Origin of the sequence: Marivirga aurantiaca (assembly GCF_016679925.1) — a bacterium.
GTDB classification, from domain to species: Bacteria; Bacteroidota; Bacteroidia; order Cytophagales; family Cyclobacteriaceae; genus Marivirga; species Marivirga aurantiaca.
The window spans coordinates 269,600-287,519 of record NZ_JAEQBW010000002.1 but is presented as its reverse complement, the minus strand read 5'-3'; the positions used below and the strand labels follow the sequence as shown (position 1 = coordinate 287,519).

General features: G+C 36.8%; 17 protein-coding genes. 9 read left to right on the top strand and 8 right to left on the bottom strand.

Translation table 11 applies throughout. The features are described from left to right. Positions 1–26: 26 nt before the first annotated feature. Positions 27–959 (top strand): NAD(P)-dependent oxidoreductase, encoded by a 933-nt coding sequence (locus tag JKA74_RS06740; protein ID WP_201430398.1) that lies wholly within the window; start codon positions 27–29, stop codon positions 957–959. Between the two features lie 424 nt (positions 960–1,383). On the opposite strand, the gene JKA74_RS06735 is transcribed toward JKA74_RS06740, so the two are convergent. Next, the gene (locus tag JKA74_RS06735) at positions 1,384–4,080 is read right to left on the bottom strand and encodes a putative LPS assembly protein LptD (protein WP_201430397.1); all 2,697 of its coding nucleotides are present in this window, start codon (positions 4,078–4,080) and stop codon (positions 1,384–1,386) included. Positions 4,081–4,165: 85 nt separating this feature from the next. Between JKA74_RS06735 and JKA74_RS06730 the strand changes: the two genes are divergently transcribed. From JKA74_RS06730 to JKA74_RS06715, 4 genes are all read left to right on the top strand, one after another. Then, the gene (locus JKA74_RS06730; RefSeq protein WP_201430396.1) at positions 4,166–4,951 is read left to right on the top strand and encodes an N-acetylmuramoyl-L-alanine amidase family protein; all 786 of its coding nucleotides are present in this window, start codon (positions 4,166–4,168) and stop codon (positions 4,949–4,951) included. Positions 4,952–4,962: 11 nt separating this feature from the next. After that, positions 4,963–5,895, top strand: a complete 933-nt coding sequence (locus JKA74_RS06725) for an MlaD family protein (RefSeq protein ID WP_201430395.1) — start codon at positions 4,963–4,965, stop codon at positions 5,893–5,895. Positions 5,896–5,970: 75 nt separating this feature from the next. After that, entirely contained in the window at positions 5,971–7,602 is a 1,632-nt protein-coding gene (locus JKA74_RS06720) for an acyl-CoA carboxylase subunit beta (RefSeq protein ID WP_201430394.1), read from the top strand. Between the two features lie 11 nt (positions 7,603–7,613). Continuing rightward, complete coding sequence (locus tag JKA74_RS06715; protein WP_201430393.1) at positions 7,614–8,483, top strand: transglutaminase-like domain-containing protein; 870 nt, start codon at positions 7,614–7,616, stop codon at positions 8,481–8,483. 64 nt (positions 8,484–8,547) lie between these two features. Here the strand turns inward: JKA74_RS06715 and JKA74_RS06710 are convergent, their stop codons facing one another. Further along, positions 8,548–9,129, bottom strand: a complete 582-nt coding sequence (locus JKA74_RS06710) for a redoxin domain-containing protein (protein WP_201430392.1) — start codon at positions 9,127–9,129, stop codon at positions 8,548–8,550. A 5-nt stretch (positions 9,130–9,134) separates the two neighbouring features. After that, positions 9,135–9,770, bottom strand: coding sequence for a 4'-phosphopantetheinyl transferase family protein (locus JKA74_RS06705; protein WP_201430391.1), 636 nt, complete (start codon positions 9,768–9,770; stop codon positions 9,135–9,137). 16 nt (positions 9,771–9,786) lie between these two features. Here JKA74_RS06705 and JKA74_RS06700 point away from each other — a divergent pair, with 16 nt between their 5' ends. From JKA74_RS06700 to folB, 3 genes are all read left to right on the top strand, one after another. Next, a complete protein-coding gene (locus JKA74_RS06700; protein ID WP_201430390.1) occupies positions 9,787–10,701 on the top strand; it encodes a WD40 repeat domain-containing protein in 915 nt (304 codons plus the stop codon). A gap of 111 nt (positions 10,702–10,812) precedes the next feature. After that, positions 10,813–11,547 (top strand): DivIVA domain-containing protein, encoded by a 735-nt coding sequence (locus JKA74_RS06695; protein ID WP_201430389.1) that lies wholly within the window; start codon positions 10,813–10,815, stop codon positions 11,545–11,547. Between the two features lie 6 nt (positions 11,548–11,553). Then, positions 11,554–11,910, top strand: coding sequence for a dihydroneopterin aldolase (gene folB, locus JKA74_RS06690; protein WP_201430388.1), 357 nt, complete (start codon positions 11,554–11,556; stop codon positions 11,908–11,910). Between the two features lie 19 nt (positions 11,911–11,929). Here the strand turns inward: folB and JKA74_RS06685 are convergent, their stop codons facing one another. Genes JKA74_RS06685 through JKA74_RS06675 form a run of 3 tightly spaced genes read right to left on the bottom strand, consistent with a single transcriptional unit; the run spans position 11,930 to position 13,991 of the window. After that, complete coding sequence (locus tag JKA74_RS06685; protein ID WP_201430387.1) at positions 11,930–12,631, bottom strand: hypothetical protein; 702 nt, start codon at positions 12,629–12,631, stop codon at positions 11,930–11,932. Further along, complete coding sequence (locus tag JKA74_RS06680; RefSeq protein ID WP_201430386.1) at positions 12,621–13,400, bottom strand: LVIVD repeat-containing protein; 780 nt, start codon at positions 13,398–13,400, stop codon at positions 12,621–12,623. The genes JKA74_RS06685 and JKA74_RS06680 overlap by 11 nt, the downstream gene beginning before the upstream one ends. A gap of 36 nt (positions 13,401–13,436) precedes the next feature. Next, positions 13,437–13,991, bottom strand: coding sequence for an LVIVD repeat-containing protein (locus JKA74_RS06675; protein WP_201430385.1), 555 nt, complete (start codon positions 13,989–13,991; stop codon positions 13,437–13,439). 254 nt (positions 13,992–14,245) lie between these two features. Here JKA74_RS06675 and JKA74_RS06670 point away from each other — a divergent pair, with 254 nt between their 5' ends. Next, positions 14,246–16,228, top strand: coding sequence for a tetratricopeptide repeat protein (locus tag JKA74_RS06670; protein WP_201430384.1), 1,983 nt, complete (start codon positions 14,246–14,248; stop codon positions 16,226–16,228). Between the two features lie 6 nt (positions 16,229–16,234). Here the strand turns inward: JKA74_RS06670 and JKA74_RS06665 are convergent, their stop codons facing one another. Together JKA74_RS06665 and JKA74_RS06660 are read right to left on the bottom strand one after the other, a co-directional pair. Continuing rightward, positions 16,235–17,302 carry an agmatinase family protein gene (locus JKA74_RS06665; RefSeq protein ID WP_201430383.1) on the bottom strand — a complete coding sequence of 356 codons (1,068 nt, stop codon included), beginning with the start codon at positions 17,300–17,302 and terminating at the stop codon, positions 16,235–16,237. Between the two features lie 10 nt (positions 17,303–17,312). After that, the gene (locus tag JKA74_RS06660) at positions 17,313–17,810 is read right to left on the bottom strand and encodes a SixA phosphatase family protein (protein WP_201430382.1); all 498 of its coding nucleotides are present in this window, start codon (positions 17,808–17,810) and stop codon (positions 17,313–17,315) included. Positions 17,811–17,920: the final 110 nt, after the last annotated feature.

Genomic DNA, 17,920 nt, shown 5'->3' with positions numbered 1-17,920 from the left:
AATAGTTAACAAATACGATTTCAATCTTGAATAAGAAAACACTTTTAACAAGCGGGAAATTATCAAAGGAATTCAAGGGTTTTATAGACAAGAATTATAAGGAAATCAAATGCCTGCAAACCAATAATCCTGATGAAATTGCGGAAATATTGCCTGAAGCTGATTTTGTAGCAGGTTTTAATTTTTTAGAAGGTCATAATATTTCTCATTTAAAATGGATTCACTCCTTTGGCGCTGGTGTAGATTCATTTCTAAAGTTACCCATCAAGGAAAATTGTCACCTTTCCAAAACAACTGGCAAAATGGGCAAAAGAATGGCTGAATATTGCTTGGCCTTTGTGTTGGAAGATTTAAAGCAATTGTTAACAATCCATGAAAACCAGCAGAATAAAAAATGGAGCACACCAAAGCAAAGGTATCTCTTTCAACAAAATGTATATATATTAGGTACGGGCTATGTGGGAACAGAAATAGCTAAGCTATTTAATCCTTTGACCACTAATGTAACAGGAGTTAATTCCGGTAGTAGCCATGCTTCAGTATTTGATCAATGTTATAAGTGGGACGATTTGAAAAAGGTAGGCATTCCAGATAATTCCATTATTATCAATACCCTTCCCCTTACAGCAAAAACTATTAATCTATTGGATAAAGATTTTTTTGAGAATCTCAGAAACTGTATGTTGGTGAACATTGGACGAGCCGGCACAATCAAAGAAACCGATTTGATCACTGCCTTATCAAATCACAATATCCGAAAAGCTATTTTAGACGTATTCAATGAAGAACCGCTCTCTCACAACTCACCCTTATGGCATCATTCGGGATGCATTGTCACTCCTCATTTGGCAGGTCCCACCAGCATAGAAGATGTAACCGAAAGTTTTACCATTGCTTATAATGATATGAAGCGCGGTAGAGTTGGTTCTCAATTTGTGAATAAATTAAGGGAATATTAACACAGTTGAAAAGATTGTATCCACGATTCAGAACTTCAAATGGCGTTTCTTGCGGGTCCTCATGAAAATGATTTTGAAATAAAATTCATCTCTGTGGATTTTATAAAGCGCTTTCCGAAAGCATTTTAATAATGAAAAATCTCAAAAATTAGGGTTTTCATCAAAAAGCGAGGTGTTATATTGAGTTTCTAACATTTCATTTCCAAATTTTATTTTCTATTTGTCCCGATACTCGGGAACAAAACAATGCTTCTACGCTTGTCCCAACGCTGGCCCGCTGTTTTGTCCTCCCTCCCGCTCTCTCCGAGCAAAACTTGTCCCGGTAAGTCGGGATTTTATTTGGTTGGGAAACTTTCAGGTATTTATCGAGAGTAGCCTCTTGCAAGAATATTCCTCTCATAAAAACCAGCACACAATCCAGTTTTTAATTATCGAACCAGCTTCTGCGCCTGTTCAATTTTAAATCCTGCAGTATGGAAGCTTTCACACCAATATCCACACTAAATGATTGAAACCTTCCAAAAGGTGTCCAGTTGGCGTTAATCTGCCAGCAATGTAAATCCCTGAAAATATTAAATGAGGTCTGGGTAAAATCGTTTTTCTCAAAATCATACCCTGAGGTAAATCCTACTTTCCATTTTTCAGTGAAATTGACATCTCCGCTAAAATTTGCTGTTTGGGTGATGGTAGGTTCTTCAAATCCTATTCTACTCCATCGAATGTTGTAACGTACCCGTAAATTCCATGGCACACTAAAATCAACATACATATCCGGATTGTTTGCTATAGCCTGCACCTGGTCTTCAGTAGCTCCTGCCTCTCTTGCTCTGCCTTCTAAACTGTTTCTATTTGCATCATCACTTTTCTTCCCTTTGGGATTTAAGTTGGTAGATAATGAAAGTACAGCATTGGTGAGCTTGCCTATCCCTTGCCCTGCTTCCCACGCATATGTATCTACTCTTCTTTGATGATACTCCATTGCCCCTTTTGCTTCTGTAGTTACACTATCCAAAATAACCAGATAGGGATTGATAGTTGTTTGCAGGTTTACATCCAGCTTTCCATTAAATAAATTTGTCCTGGCATTAATATTAATGGGTGCCAACCTAAAAGAATCTGCAATAACATTATAACTGGTGCTAAAAGAAAGGTTATCAAATATCTTCACCTTTTGAGGAGTGTCAGAAGTATCATTTTTCTTCTTTACTTTCATTTCTATAGTATTTGCCAATGAAAGACTAATAGTTCCTGATTTACCTCTTCCTGGGCTTCCGTAGACAAAACCTTCATACTTAGAAAAAATCCTTGTATTGCCCAAAGAATCTGTTTGTACCTCTTTGTATATACCATATTGTTCCTCACCAAAATCCGGGCGCCAGGACAGATTTACTGATGGTGTCATGATATGCCTTACAGCTTTCACTGCTCCTTTAGAGGGATAAATTGTTCCATATAACCTGGTGGTAAAACCTATACCGGCACTATAAGAACCAGCTCTTGAAAATTGGTTTATTGTATCAATTACAACTGTTTTTAAAGAGTCACTGTATCTGTGATTCAATTCCTTTAAATACCAAATGTCTTCATAGCTAAAATTAGGACTGGCTGTAATAAATTTAAGTAAGTTAAAAGAAGTAGAAACAGGAATTTTGTGTCTACCACCATTATTGGCTCTTTCCAATAGATATGGTAAAGTTTCCATATTAAAGGGTGCAATACTATCTTCAGTGGCCTCGGGTCCTACTCTACCAATATTATTGGTAATACGATTGGTAGAGGTAAAGTTGTAAGAATAATTTAATTTCTGAACCCAGTTTAGCCCTTTTACATTAAGTTGCTTAAAAGGGTATTGCCGGTTCATGTTCAATGCGACTTCAGGTAGTAAAATATCTATTTCATTGGTGATAACATTTTGATTATGCCTGGCACTAACTGCATAGTTGAATGGCGTCCCCTGAATTACATTGGAATAGGATATATTAGAGGTAAAGTTGGCATTAACTTGTTGTTGGTAATCCGCAGTTGGATTATTTGAATTAAAGGATGAAGTACCACCATTAACAGAAGCGGAAAACCTACCAGTTCCTTTTGATTCCGGTCGGTGAGACCATTGTACCCAGAAATCCCTTGCTATAGCTGAATCGGCCTCGGTCTCTCCTATTCTTTGTTGGTTAAAACGTATATTTAAATTCCCATTGTAGGAATATCTCTTTTTATAATTGGATGCCAATGACAAACCATAGCTTCCCTTCGAGTAAATCTCACCTCTCAAAGCCATATCAACATATTCACTCATTGCCCAATAATAACCTCCGTCCCTCAGGAAAAACCCTCGCCTGTTTTCCTCGCCATAGGTGGGGAAAAGTATGCCTGAAGTTTTGGTATTAGGCATAGGAAACAAACCAAAAGGCAATAAAAGGGGAGTTGGTATTTCACTAATTTCCAGATTGAAAGGACCTATTAAAATCTTGTCATTGGGGATCATTTTGATTTTGTTGGCTGAAATACCAAAATGAGGATGTTCTAAATTACATGTGGTATATAACGCATGTTCACCAAATAATTCATCTTTTTCATTTTTCTTGATCCACTCGGAATGCATAAAAGCCTCACCTTGTTGGGTAATCACTCCTTTTATAATCGCTTTCTTTGTATCGAAATTATAGGTGATTTCTTCTGTTTGATAAACTTGCCCCTTATCTGTAAAAATAGGTTTCCCTCTTACTGTACCCAATGTATCGGCCAAACCCTGGGCATCCAATATTTTTGACTCGTAATTTACTTTAATCTTATCCGCATCAAGTTCAATGTCACCATAATCCACATGGGCAGTATTGTACATAATAATATCCTGTGTTTTTAAGTTGAAGTTTACAGAATCTTTGGCCTTATAATTGACAGTAGTTTGTATATCTCCCTTTCGGGTAGTTTTAGTTGTGTCAACAACATTAGCTTGGGCAGAGTCCGATAAAAGTTGTACTGAATCAACCTCTGTGCGTATAGTATCGTTAGTAGTGACAGGAGAAGCATTGTCATTCTTTTGGGATACAGTATCCACTTCCTGTGAAACAGATAAAAAAGGAATGAAAAAGATGAATAAAATTAATATATACCGCCTCAAATTCTTTGTTGGATTTTTCCGATTTGTTGAAAATTTTACAACTTTGTGTAAAATTATACTATTCAAATTTAACAACCGAAAGATTGTGAAAAATATTGTCATCCTTTCTCTACTTACTTTTTTGACAGTGCTCGGCTCTTTCACAAATCTAAACAAACCTTCATACAAAGTAGACCGTGTAGTAATAGATGCCGGGCATGGTGGCAAAGATGGTGGCACCAGTGGTGTAGTGTCAAAAGAAAAAGATGTTGCCTTAAATATTGCTTTGGAACTAGGTACTATTATAAAAGAATATTTGCCGGATGTAAAAGTCATTTATACTAGAACTAATGATGAATTTATTGAACTGGATGAACGTGCTAACATCGCAAACAAAAATGGTGCCGACCTCTTTATTTCAATTCATTGTAATGCCGTGGATTATAGTAATAAAGTTTATGGAACAGAAACCTGGGTTATGGGTTTACATAAATCGGAAACCAATCTTAATGTGGCAAAACGTGAAAATTCGGTGATATTGATGGAAGAAAACTATGAAGAAAAATATGAAGGCTTCGACCCTAATGATCCGGCCTCACATATATTATTTTCTTTATACCAAAATGCATATCTTTCGAATAGTTTGAACCTTGCGGAAAAAGTTGAGTATCAATTTCAAAAGCGGGTGGGCCGACATAGCAGAGGCGTTAAACAAGCTGGGTTTGTAGTTTTATATAAAAGCTCCATGCCAAGTGTACTAATAGAAACTGGCTTTTTAAGTAATCCAAAGGAAGAAAGATACCTGAATGATGATCTGGGACAGACCTATATTGCGTCTGGTATTTTCAGGGCCATTAGAGATTATAAAGTAGAAATTGAATCAATGAACTAAATTATAAAATTTTGAAAATAGCAAAAGAAGTTAAAATCGCCATATTGGCCATTACATCCCTGGTAGTGTTTTATCTGGGATTTAATTATTTAAAAGGAGTCGATTTTTTTAATCCCACTAATGAGTATTATGCTATTTATGAAGAAATAAATGGCCTGACGGAATCCAATCCTGTGTTGCTCAGTGGGTTATCCGTGGGAAGAGTAAGTGATATAGAGATATTACAAGATCAGGAAAATAAAGTAAAAGTTTATTTTGAAGTTCGTGAGGACATTACTTTAGGTAAAGAGTCAGAGGCAATTTTGCATACAGACCTATTGGGTTCACAAACAATTGTACTAAACAGAGGAAATGTGACTGAAGTAGTAAGTGAAGACAACCAGATAAATGGATCTGTCAAACAATCGTTAACTTCCCAAATACAAGAACAAGCTTACCCCGTGCTACAAACCCTGGATTCAGTTGGAAAACACCTCAATGGTATTCTTGCCAACATTGACAACAACGAACAATTAATTAATGGCATTTTAACTGATGTGAAAACCACTACTGATGCTTTAGCAAATGTTTCCAAAAAAGAAGCCACTATTCGGGCACTCATTGATGATTTCAAGAAAATTTCAGGAACCTTAGCCGATGAAAAAGAGGGATTATCTTCCATATTAGCAAAAGTAAATGGCATAGCAGATTCCATCAATGCCCTGGAAGTAGGAAGAGTAGTGAAGAGAATAGATACTACATTAACAAACGTCAATGCTGTAATAGCTTCAATGCAAGATGGTGAAGGCACTATTGACAAATTGTTGAATGACGATTCGCTTTACAACACTTTAAACAAAACATTGGAAGACCTGGACAAATTACTGATTGATGTAGAACAACAGCCAAAGAAATATGTTCATTTTTCACTATTTGGTAAAAAGGATAAGGATAAAAAAGATTGAACCGATTGATCTGCGAATAAAGTTTAACGTAACTTGAAATTCTGATTTTCATAAAAACACATTTTAAAAAGCTACATGGATATTGCATTCAACAAAAACGAAGACCTTAACAAACAATCAATAGACCAACTAAAATATAAACTGGAGAAAGTTTATTTAGGTGGTGGAGAAAAAAAAATCGCTTCTCAACATAAAAAAGGGAAATTAACTGCCCGTGAAAGAATTAATTATTTATTGGATAAAGATGCCGAATTTCTGGAGGTAGGTGCTTTTACTGCAGAAGGGATGTATGAAGAAGTGGGTGGCTGCCCATCAGCTGGTGTAGTTACCGGCATTGGTTACGTTGAAGGCAGGCAAGTGATGGTAGTGGCCAATGATGCCACAGTAAAAGCAGGAGCATGGTTTCCCATGACTGCAAAAAAGAACCTGAGAGCTCAGGAAATAGCCATGGAAAATCGGTTGCCCATTATTTACCTGGTAGATAGTGCCGGTGTTTTCCTTCCCATGCAAAATGAAATTTTCCCTGATAAAGAACATTTCGGACGACAGTTCCGGAATAATGCCAAGATGTCTTCCATGGGTATTATCCAGGTAGCTGCTATCATGGGCAGTTGTGTGGCAGGAGGAGCTTATCTTCCTATTATGGCAGATGAGGCCATGATTGTAAATGAAACAGGATCCATTTTCCTTGCGGGTTCTTACCTTGTAAAAGCTGCCATTGGTGAAAATATAGATAACGAAACTTTAGGAGGAGCTTCCACGCATTGTGAAATCTCTGGTGTTACAGACAATAAATATGAAACTGACGAAGAATGTTTAGATGCTATTAGAAAAATATTTAATAAGATAGGCTCTTACGAAAAAGCAGGATTCGATCGCGCTGAGCCGGCAAAACCGGCTAAGGATGAAAAGGAAATATATGGCATATTACCTCATGACAGAGTAAAACCTTACGATACCAAAGAGATTATTGAACGTCTGGTAGATAATTCTGAATATGATGAATACAAGGCACTTTACGGAAAATCACTTATATGTGCAACAGCCAGAATAGATGGATGGGCAGTGGGTATCATTGCCAATCAGCGCAAAGTGGTAAAAACCAAAAAAGGCGAAATGCAAATGGGTGGGGTGATTTATTCCGACTCAGCAGACAAAGCGGCACGCTTTATTATGAACTGTAACCAAAGAAAAATCCCCTTACTATTTCTACAGGATGTAAGTGGTTTTATGGTGGGTAGCAAATCCGAACATGGAGGCATTATTAAAGATGGAGCTAAAATGGTGAATGCAATGGCCAATTCGGTGGTGCCTAAATTTACCATCATTACAGGTAATTCCTATGGAGCAGGAAATTACGCTATGTGCGGAAAAGCCTATGATCCAAGGCTAATTTATGCATGGCCAAGTGCTCAAATTGCAGTAATGAGTGGAGCTGCTGCGGCCAAGGTATTGCTCCAGATAAAAGTAGCCACGTTGAAAGCCAAAGGGGAAAAAGAAATCACCGAAGAAGAAGAAAAGAAAATGCTTGCTGAGATCACAGATAAATATAACGAGGAACTTTCCCCTTACTATGCGGCTGCCCGGCTATGGGTGGATGGGATCATTGATCCATTGGAAACAAGAAAAGTAATTTCGATGGGAATAGAAGCAGCTAACCACGCCCCTATCGAAAAACCATTCAATGTAGGTGTAATTCAAACCTGATATCTGCAATTATGATTGATATAGATAAAAAAGAATTTAAAGCCCTGGTTTCTCTTCTCGATGACGAGGATGCGGAAGTAAACCGCCATGTGGAAGAGAAAATAATGTCTCTGGGCAGTGAAATCATTCCTTACCTTGAAGAACAATGGGAGAATAGTTTTGATCCCGAAATTCAGCGTAAGTTGGAGGATATGATTCATGTACTACAATTTGATCTGCTCAAGGAAAGGCTTGTCAAATGGAAAGACAAAGGCGCTTCTGATTTACTGGAGGGTATGTGGATTGTATCTACCTATCAATATCCTGATACTGAACTGGAAGAACTGAACAAGCAAATAGAGCAAATATATTATGATATCTGGGTAGATTTAAAGCCGGATCTACATCCGTATGACCAAATCAAAATTATCAATGGTTCTTTATTTTCCAAGCTAAAGTTCCGTGCCAACACCAAAAATTTCCACTCGCCCAATAATTCATTAATTAAATCTGTTCTGGAGAGTAAAAAGGGAAACCCTATTACTTTGTCCGTCATTTACATATTAGTTGCCGAAAAGCTGGGATTACCTGTTAAGGGTGTCAATCTACCTAATTTGTTTATTATCACTTACAAAACGGAGGAATTGCAATTTTATATAAATGCTTTCAACAGAGGATTGATTTTCTCCAAAAAAGACATAGATAATTATGTGGCTAATCTTAACCTCACACCAAAAGAAAGTTTTTACCAGCCTTGTAACAATGAGGAAATAGTAAAAAGAGTATTAAGAAACTTAATTATTGCTTACGACAAATTAGACGAGCATCAAAAGTCTGAAGAAATTAAGGAACTACTAGTATTACTTTCCGGAGGCATTGATTTTGATGCTTTAGGTTTATAATTGTCAGAATTAACAACAATCTGGCATTGCTTGATTCTGGATATCTTTCCGGCATCAAGCTCTACTAAAATCTTTTAATCCTGCAGCCCATTGCAGGCATTTTTGCTGGTTGTATTTTTGCACCGGACTCAAAAGAGGACAGCGCATTTTCAGCATAATTTTTAGTAACTTCAGCAGCATTCTGCGGATTATCATCTATAGCCCCCTGATATAGCACCTTCAGTTGATTTCCTGAAACTTGCACAAAAAACACTTCCGGCAGTTTAGTTGCCCCTAATAATTTGACCAGCTTGTTCTCAGGGTCAGAATAATAAGCTCCAGACCAATTTTTTCCACTAAAGAATTTTTGCATAGAGGCCAGATTATCAGTAGAAGGGTTGTTCTTTTCATGCGGATTCACAAATAAAATCGAGTACCCTTTTTCAGTTTGTTTTTGCGAAAAAGAGCTAATCCTGGAATTATAGGAGTCTACAAATGGACAAGTATTATCCACAAACATAATGAAAGCACCTTTATTGCCAATTTTGCTTCCTAAGGCAACCGATTGACCTGATTTCACTTCTTTTAGCTGAATACTCCCTATATCCTGCGCTGAGATTATTAAGGTGCTAAAAACAATAATGATACTGAGCGTAAAAGTTTTCATGATGTTTAATTGGTGTTAAAACAAATAAAATACTCTTGTAAGTTAATAAATTTAAGTAAGCATTCTTTCCTGTAGCCATCCTTTATTATTTCCCCCTTCATTTCTGACCAGTTCTCATCAACGGGTTTCAAAAACAAATGCTCTCTGAAATCTATTTCCCTTTTCATATACAACTTGTAAAGAACCTCTTTAGCAGACCACATTTTGCTAAAGTGCAGCAATTGGTCATTGCAAAACATCATTTCCTCTTGAGTGAGAATCCTCGGGGCTACTTTCCGCATCTTCTCATGAGGCTTCTCTATATCTATACCAACATCTATGCCATTTCCAATAATCACTACTACGTAATCGGCTGTGTGTGATAAAGATAAACTATAATTGGAATCTGGCATTTCAGGCTTTCCAAACACATTCCTATAAATAGGCTGGTAAGTCTTCTGCAAATCGTGAAAAGCTTGAAAACACAGCATCCTTCCGGCTAAAAACTCTAAAGCCTTGCCAGCATGGTGTATTTCCTTATAGATTATTTTATCTCCGGCACTTAATCGCACCTTTTTTTCAAGAGAATCCAGGTCTTCAACAATCTTCCAAACTGCTAAATGAATATTTTCGTTGACTTCTGTAATGTTTATGAGTGGCATCCTTTAAATTTACATCATGCCTAAAATTAACGTAGAAAAAATTCAAACCCTAACGGGACACAAAGATTGCTTGTATACATTAGAGGCCGGAGCTGATCCACAACACTTTTTTTCAGCAGGTGGAGATGGAATAATTGCCCATTGGGATCTTGAAAACCCTGAATTGGGCAGTATGGTGGCCAGAGTAAAAAATTCCGTTTATGCACTCCATTATCTACCCCACAAGCATCAGCTGGTAGTGGGGCACAATTATGAGGGGATTCATTTAATAGATGTGGATGCTAAAAAAGAATTGAAATCTGCAAAAATTACCTCCAGTGCCATTTTCGATATAAACTCTATTGACAACATGATCATTTCAGCCTGTTCAGACGGACAAATTATATTATCGGATGTGAATGACTTAAGCACCATAAGAAAGATCAAACTTGGGGAAAAAAGTGCAAGAACTATTGCTATTCACCCTAACAAAGAAGAAATAGCAGTAGGAATGAGTGACAATAGCATAAAAATCCTGAGTACAATAGATTGGCAAATTAAACATAATCTCCAGGCTCATAAAAATTCAGTTTTCACCCTACAATATAGTGCTGATGGGAAATTACTTTTAAGTGCCGGACGTGATGCACATCTAAAAATTTGGAATTCAACCAGCGAATACAGCCTTCAGGAATCTATCGCAGCACATATGTATGCTATCAACCATATCAGCTATAGTGCTGACGGACTTCATTTTGCTACTTGCAGCATGGACAAAAGCATTAAGATTTGGGATGCAAAAGCTTTTAAACTCATTAAAGTGATAGATAAAGCAAGGCATGCAGGTCATGGCACATCCGTGAATAAATTGTTGTGGACGAATTATAAAAACCAATTAATTAGTGCCAGTGATGACAGAAGCTTGTCAATTTGGAATATTCAAATCGATTAATAAAAATATACCTGTATATTTACTACCTTGAAAATGTTAAACTTTTTTCTTACTATAAAGTAGACAAAAGCAGGTCTTGGTCGTTCTATTTATAAATACTGAATTAAAACAATGAAAATTACCCCTTTAGAAATACGACAGAAAGAATTTGAAAAAGGATTCAGAGGATATGACAAAGATGAGGTAAGCGCTTTCCTCACTTCATTATCGCAGGAATGGGAAAGGGTAATGGACACCCAGAAAGAGCTTCGGATGAAGTTGGAAACTGCGGAAAAGGAAGTTGAAAAGCTACGTCAGGTAGAAAGTTCTCTTTACAAAACATTAAAAACTGCAGAAGATACCGGTGCCAATGTAATCAGCCAGGCCAATAGAACAGCTGAATTACACATAAAGGAAACTCAGATGAAAGCTGACTCTATACTGAATGATGCACAAAACAAAGCACATGCCATGATAGAAGATGCTACCCATAAAGCCCAAAATATTATGGAAGAAATGGAAGAAGAGTTGAAAGAGCTGGCAAGTGGGTTTAAAGTATTGGAAAACCATCGGGACAATATGGTGGAAGAGTTGAAAAATCTTAGCACAAGCTTACAGGACAAGGTGAAAAAGGTAGAGGACAGGTTGCAGCATGTAGATATAGAAACCCACTTGAAAAGAGCCAGAAAAGCCGTGAAAAAGATACAAAACACAGACAATGACCATACTCCCGGACGAGAGACGGCAAATACTCCCATCAAGGAAGACCCGAAAAAACACCTACTGGAAGAACCCACAGCAGAAAAAACAGAGAAGGGATCCAATACAAAAGGAGAAGATACTTCCTTTTTCGATGATATTCAATAAGTACAAATGAAAGGAAAAGTAGCATTATCCGGGATGGCCTTCTATGGCTACCATGGATATTATACCGAAGAAAACAAACTAGGTAACCATTATACAGTTGATTTAATAGTAGAGACTGAATTAACAGCTATGAATGATGAATTGGAGAGTACCATCAACTACGAAAAACTTTATAACAGTACAAAGGAAGTGATGCTCCAACCACTCAAGCTGTTGGAAACCTTAGCCTACCGAATAGGAAAAAAAATATTGAAAGAGAATACCGAAGCCATTAAGGTGTATGTGAAAGTAATCAAACACCAACCACCCATCGGTGGCATTTGTGATCATGCTTTTGTGGAATTGGAGTTGGAGAGAGAATAAGCTCCCCTCCTATTTAGATTCACTTAAATCTATACCCTACATGAATACCTACACGAAGATTTAACTGGGCTCCCGAGACAATTTCACTCTTTTGCCCATTTTTAAAAAAGAATCTATCCGGCTCTGGTTCTTTAGGGATATCTGTCTGATCAAAAACATACCGCATTCCCAGTCCACCAAATATGGTCACATAAAAAGGATTAAAATCGTACATCTTGCCGACCTTAAAGTTAAGTCCCGGAACAAACCTTTTTACCTGGGAATCGAAATAACGATAGTAAAGACAATCTCCCTGCTCGTCATTGCATGAATAGCCCGCTATGCGTTGGGAATTATACCTAACAAAAAAGAAAGCAGGTTCTATTTCAAAAAAATTGCGAGAGTTGGACGGGTAATTATTTTCAGCACCTGAATAAATTCGGTATTGAAAATAAGCTTTCACCCCGCTTCCATCTTTAAACCAATCTTTATCTACATTGACATCTGATCCATAAATGTCATAAATATATCCTAATTCAACCCCTATCGCTCTATTGTTACTTATATTTTTTATGAGTCCTATATCCGCAGAGTTATAGTTTTCCAGATGGCTTATTAATGAAAGCTGAAGCATATACTTTCCTCTCTCACTAGCAGTATTTTGGGAACTATCAATTTGACTAAAAGCACAGCTTATGTTAAGGATACACGCTATTGGTAATAATAGTAGTTTATTCATCATTCCCCGGCAGGCTTAAAATTTTACTTAGCTGTTTCAATTCATATGGGTTAGAAAAGTCATATTGAAAAACACCTTCTTTTCCTGTGACTATCAGTTCTTTTCTGCCATAGTTGGCAATTACATCATAACTGGGGATACTATCATGATGAGCAATAAGGACAGGATCACTTTTTTGTTTGATATTAAACACTTTCAGACCATAATCCCCCTCACAAACAAAAAGCACAGTATCACTTACAGCCAGTCCATGAGGATTTAGCATATCGACAGTATTGAGCAGAGTGGGATTTCCTAAATCCGTTACATCCACTACCTCCATCCGATTTGGGCCCGACTGACAAGTAGTTCCATTTCTGAGAGTTACATAAGCTGTATTCCCTGAAACTACCACCGGATCGCATGAATAGGAATGTTGAAAATTGGATAAAAAAACCGGAATAGGATTGTCTTCCACAGAGTAGATGTACATACCCCATTTGGTACCAATGAAAAGATAATTTTCATAAGGAAAGATAGTTTCCACTCCTGCGTTTATTTCTGTAGTACCAATAAGGTTTGGATTGTCAGGGTTGCTGATATCAAAAGTTTTAAGGGAGCTTTCTTCCACTATATATAAATATCCTTTAAGAAAAGTGAAACGGGCCATAGACCCACCTTTTCCCTCTCCCGAAGTATCAATTCCTTCACTATCAGAGTTGCATCCCGAAAAGAAAAAAGCAATAGCCAACATAGCCAACAATAGTATAGTCAGCCCTTTTATATTTTTCATAGAGTTTATTTTAAAAGTCATTTATCAGCTGTTAGTTTAATGATAGCACTCCGGATAATTTAAAGTTGCTCTTTCCCAACCTATCACAACCCCTTTTGCCGAGTCAGGACATTCATAATAGGTATTTTCTTCCTGCGGATGTTGCGAAGCAAATGGAAAAACATTTTTTACTCTGGAGGCTAATTGAACGTTTGCAGGATTGCTAATATCAATGGCCAAAAGATCCCTGGCTTGGTCTACATAAAGAATGTTATTTCTAATAGCTATATCATTGCTTCCGGCTATTTGAATAAAACCAATATTTTGAGGATTCTCAGAATGGGTATTATCAAAAACATGAATCCCTTTGAGCCTGTCCACTACTAAAAGATATTCATTGATAACATATATTTTCCCTGGATTTTCTATCTCCTGTGCGGTCAGGCTTTTTATTTCAATCTCACTTTCAGTAGCATAAATGGGCCTGAATCCCTCAACTTGTGCTACATCAAAACTTGGTACAGGTTCCCAAGTATCACAGGCTGTCAGAGCCATAAGAATTAACAAGGTTGGAAAACAATTGAAGGTAAGTACTTGTACACTTTTTTTCATATCGGTAAAATATATTTGGCCTGCTTTGTTCTTGCCAATAATGACACCAGTATTCGATCAAAGGTTGTAAGGTATTGTATAATAATCGAAATAAATACCATTATTTAATGGAGCTTAGTAACCAAATGAATAACAAATAAATACATGTATGTTCCTAATACTGTCTGTTTTCGAAATAAGTAAGAGTGATAATATTAAGATTAAATGACTTATTCCAAAAAATATAGCATCTTAGCAATATAGATATTCTGTATATGCCTGATCAGTCAAAACAATTTATTTCAACGTTTATCTTGATTCTTTTCTCCCTTTTTTCTTTCTCACAGGAAAAAACAGGAATTGCTGACACATCAGAGGTTAACCGTTTAAACAACCTATTCAAATCCAGCAGGTCCCAAAATCCCGTTGAAGCTTTCATGTTCGCAAGTAGTGCTTTGCAACTAGCCGAAGAACTCAATTATAAAAAAGGACAAGCAACTGCTTTGAATAACCTTGGAGTATACCACAAGCAAAAGGGTGATTATGATGCTTCTCTACAGTATTACAAAAGAGCCCTGACCCTTTATGAGGAAATCAATCATAAAGATGGATCGGCTAAAGCACTTAGTAACATTGGGAATATTTATTCCATCAATGAAGATTTTGAGAATGCATTGGATTACTACCTAAAGGCACAAAAAATATTTGAAGAATTAAATGACACCTCCCGATTAACAAGAATTCTTAATAATCTGGGAAACGTTTATTTGGACAATGGTCAGGAACTTGAGGCTGTTAAATACTATAAAGAGGTGCTTGATATATTCGAAAATAGTCCCAACAAAAAAGACCTGTTTGACCCTTACAGTAATATTGGTAAAATATTTTTCAATCGGGCAGAATATGACAGTGCCTTAAATTATTTTAAAAAATCATTGGAATATGAAGTTAAAGCCGATAATAAATTTGGAATTGCCGGCTCACTGGTCAGAATATCCCGACTTCAGAATGCGAAAAGAAATTACCCGGCCGCACTTAAAGCAGGAATTAATGCTATGAATTTGGCTGAATCTGTTGATTCCAAACCCATCTTAATGGATGCTTACAGTACCCTGGCTGAAATATATCTACACTTAGACGATCTCCGCAACTCCTATTTGTATATGAACCAATACCATACCATAAAGGAAAGTCTTTTCAATGAAAAAACGCGAAAGGCCATTGCTGAATTGGAAAAGAGTGTAGAATTGGAGCAAAAAGAAAAGGAAATTGCACTATTAAAAAAAGAAGCAGAAATAAGTGAGTTGGAATATCAAAACAGTCAGTTATATACACTTGGCTCTATATTATTATCAATCTTACTCTTGTCATTAGCCATTGTTATTTTTCTGAAATTCAAGGAAAGTAAAAAAGCCAAATCCTTGTTGGAATATCAAAACAAGGAAATCTTAAAAAGTAAAAAGACCCTGGAAATTCAGAAATTAAAACTTGAAAGCTGGAACCGGAATATTACTGACTCTATTGAATATTCCAAAAGTATTCAGGAAGGTATTATGAATCATAATAATTTTGAGAACAATATTCCGCAATCATTCATTTTCTACAAGCCAAAGGACATCGTAAGTGGTGATTTCTACTGGTATGCCAGAAAAGGACATATAGACATTTTAGTACTGGTAGATTGTACAGGACATGGTGTGGCTGGTGCTTTTATGACCGTAATTGCCAATTCTATCTTAAACCAAATTGTAAATGAACAAGACACTACCGATCCTGCTACCATTTTAAGATTGATGGATTCTAAAGTAATGGAAACTTTAAAACAAAAAGAAGTAACCACCAAGAACCATAGCATGGATATGGCTATTTGCAAAATAGACAATGATAACCACACACTTACATATGCCGGAGCCAAAAGACCATTGTATATGGTTTCAAAAGGAGAGTTAGAGGAAATTAAGGGAGACAAATATACTATTGGAGAATATTATGACACTCCACATAAAGAATTTAGAAATAATGAAATAAAGCTTCATCCGCAACTCCGGTTTTATCTGAGTTCAGATGGGTTTGCAGACCAATTTGGTTATTCCATTGAGAAAAAATATATGACTCATAGGTTCAAAAACCTGTTAAAAACCATTTCAGGAAGAACTATGAAGCAGCAAGGTGATAGCCTGGCACTTGAAATGCAACGCTGGCAGGGAGAAATGGAACAAACCGATGACATGCTCGTCATCGGTTTTAGTTTGAATTAAAGAATTCTAGTACTCGCTCCATTTGAGTTTGCCCCTGGATACACCCATGAGGTTACATAAACGATATAATAAACGTGCGCCTACATTGCCATTCCAGTCGTTATCACCAGGAGCCACTTCGTTTAAATCAAATCCGATAATCTTCTTCCCGTTCTTCACTAACTTGGTCAGTAAATAAACTGTTTCGGAAAAGCTCAATCCACCGGGAACAGGTGTGCCAGTATTAGGACAAAGCTCAGGCCGTAAGCCATCAATATCCAAAGTCACATACACATTGGTAGGTAATTCTTTGATAATCCGGTCACATATAATCGTCCAGGATTCCCCTTCGAAAGTACCATTTTTAATGTCATCATCATAAAAAACTACTACCCTGTCATTGGATTTTTTTACATATTGAGCTTCTTCCTCACAGAAATCACGGATACCCACCTGCACCACGCTTTCCACTTGTGGTAATTTCAAAGCATTATAGGTAATGGAGGCGTGAGAATATTCAAAATTCTCATAAGATTTTCTCAAATCCATATGGGCATCAATCTGTAAAATACCGAAAGATTCGTATTTTTCAGACATGGCTTGTATAGCTCCTAAGGGTGTACTATGATCCCCCCCTACAATACCAACCAGTTTATCGTTATTTAAGTGTGTTAAAGTTTTCTCCTTTACCCAATCAACCATTTCAGCGCAAGCAGTATTGATCAGCTTTAACAATTCTCTGGCTTCATCATTCTCTTCAGTTCCTGCTTCCAAATGAGCGATATAGCTCTCTGCCAATTTTCTATGTTTTTCACTTTTGCTTTCTATTCCCTTATCTATAGGAAGCAAATGAATTCCTAACTTCCAGGCATCTATAATGTCTCTTTGATACAAATCCACCTGGGTAGAGGCATCCAGTATATGTTGAGGTCCTTCTGCTGTACCTGCCTCGTAGGATACGGTAACCTCCCATGGTACTGGTAATAAAATCAAATCCGCTGTTTTTTCATTGAAGGGCAAGCCGAAAATGTCGCCACTGTTCCCCATCCCATTAGGATCATAATTTTCAATCAACTTCTTTTTACTATCTGTCATAAATTCAATATCAATAAATATCTTCCGGACTTATATATTCAATAAAGTCACAATTTTTTTCTGAAATTTCTGACCAGGAAGTAAAAGGCACGCGAATATGCACAATGCCTCCAGTGCCTACATGGCCAATTTCAGCACCAGTAATGTATTCTGATAAATAAGATATAGCAGGGTTATGCCCTACTACAATAGCTGAACGTAACTCAGCAGGTATTTCTGTTATTATACGGATTAAAATCCGGACAGATGCTTCATAAATATCCTCTAAAGACTCAATATGATCCTGGTCAACACCTAACTGCTCATTAATCCTCCAAACGGTTTCGGTAGTTCTTACGGCACTACTATGAAGAATAATATCAGGAATAAATTCGTTTCTTTTTAGATATAACCCAATTTTAGATGCATCTTGATAACCCTTGGAGGTTAGCTGACGTTCTACATCTTTTGTGTTAGCCGATTGTTCCTCAGCCTGGCCATGACGGATAAGATAAAGTTCTTTAACCATTTGTTTTCACCTGTTTAAAGTAAAATTAGGATTAATACTGAAACTATTTAAAAAAAAGAGGAAAAACCTAAATTCTTTTTTTCTAACTTTTTTTGTAGATATTTGAAACT

What these genes read in the sequence shown, in the direction of transcription:
- JKA74_RS06720 (WP_201430394.1), top strand. Translation starts at nt 5,971, where the DNA reads ATGGATATTGCATTCAACAAAAACGAAGACCTTAACAAACAATCAATA.
- JKA74_RS06715 (WP_201430393.1), top strand. Translation starts at nt 7,614, where the DNA reads ATGATTGATATAGATAAAAAAGAATTTAAAGCCCTGGTTTCTCTTCTC.
- JKA74_RS06710 (WP_201430392.1), bottom strand. Translation starts at nt 9,129, where the DNA reads ATGAAAACTTTTACGCTCAGTATCATTATTGTTTTTAGCACCTTAATA.
- JKA74_RS06705 (WP_201430391.1), bottom strand. Translation starts at nt 9,770, where the DNA reads ATGCCACTCATAAACATTACAGAAGTCAACGAAAATATTCATTTAGCA.
- JKA74_RS06700 (WP_201430390.1), top strand. Translation starts at nt 9,787, where the DNA reads ATGCCTAAAATTAACGTAGAAAAAATTCAAACCCTAACGGGACACAAA.
- JKA74_RS06695 (WP_201430389.1), top strand. Translation starts at nt 10,813, where the DNA reads ATGAAAATTACCCCTTTAGAAATACGACAGAAAGAATTTGAAAAAGGA.
- folB (WP_201430388.1), top strand. Translation starts at nt 11,554, where the DNA reads ATGAAAGGAAAAGTAGCATTATCCGGGATGGCCTTCTATGGCTACCAT.
- JKA74_RS06685 (WP_201430387.1), bottom strand. Translation starts at nt 12,631, where the DNA reads ATGATGAATAAACTACTATTATTACCAATAGCGTGTATCCTTAACATA.
- JKA74_RS06680 (WP_201430386.1), bottom strand. Translation starts at nt 13,400, where the DNA reads ATGAAAAATATAAAAGGGCTGACTATACTATTGTTGGCTATGTTGGCT.
- JKA74_RS06675 (WP_201430385.1), bottom strand. Translation starts at nt 13,991, where the DNA reads ATGAAAAAAAGTGTACAAGTACTTACCTTCAATTGTTTTCCAACCTTG.
- JKA74_RS06670 (WP_201430384.1), top strand. Translation starts at nt 14,246, where the DNA reads ATGCCTGATCAGTCAAAACAATTTATTTCAACGTTTATCTTGATTCTT.
- JKA74_RS06665 (WP_201430383.1), bottom strand. Translation starts at nt 17,302, where the DNA reads ATGACAGATAGTAAAAAGAAGTTGATTGAAAATTATGATCCTAATGGG.
- JKA74_RS06660 (WP_201430382.1), bottom strand. Translation starts at nt 17,810, where the DNA reads ATGGTTAAAGAACTTTATCTTATCCGTCATGGCCAGGCTGAGGAACAA.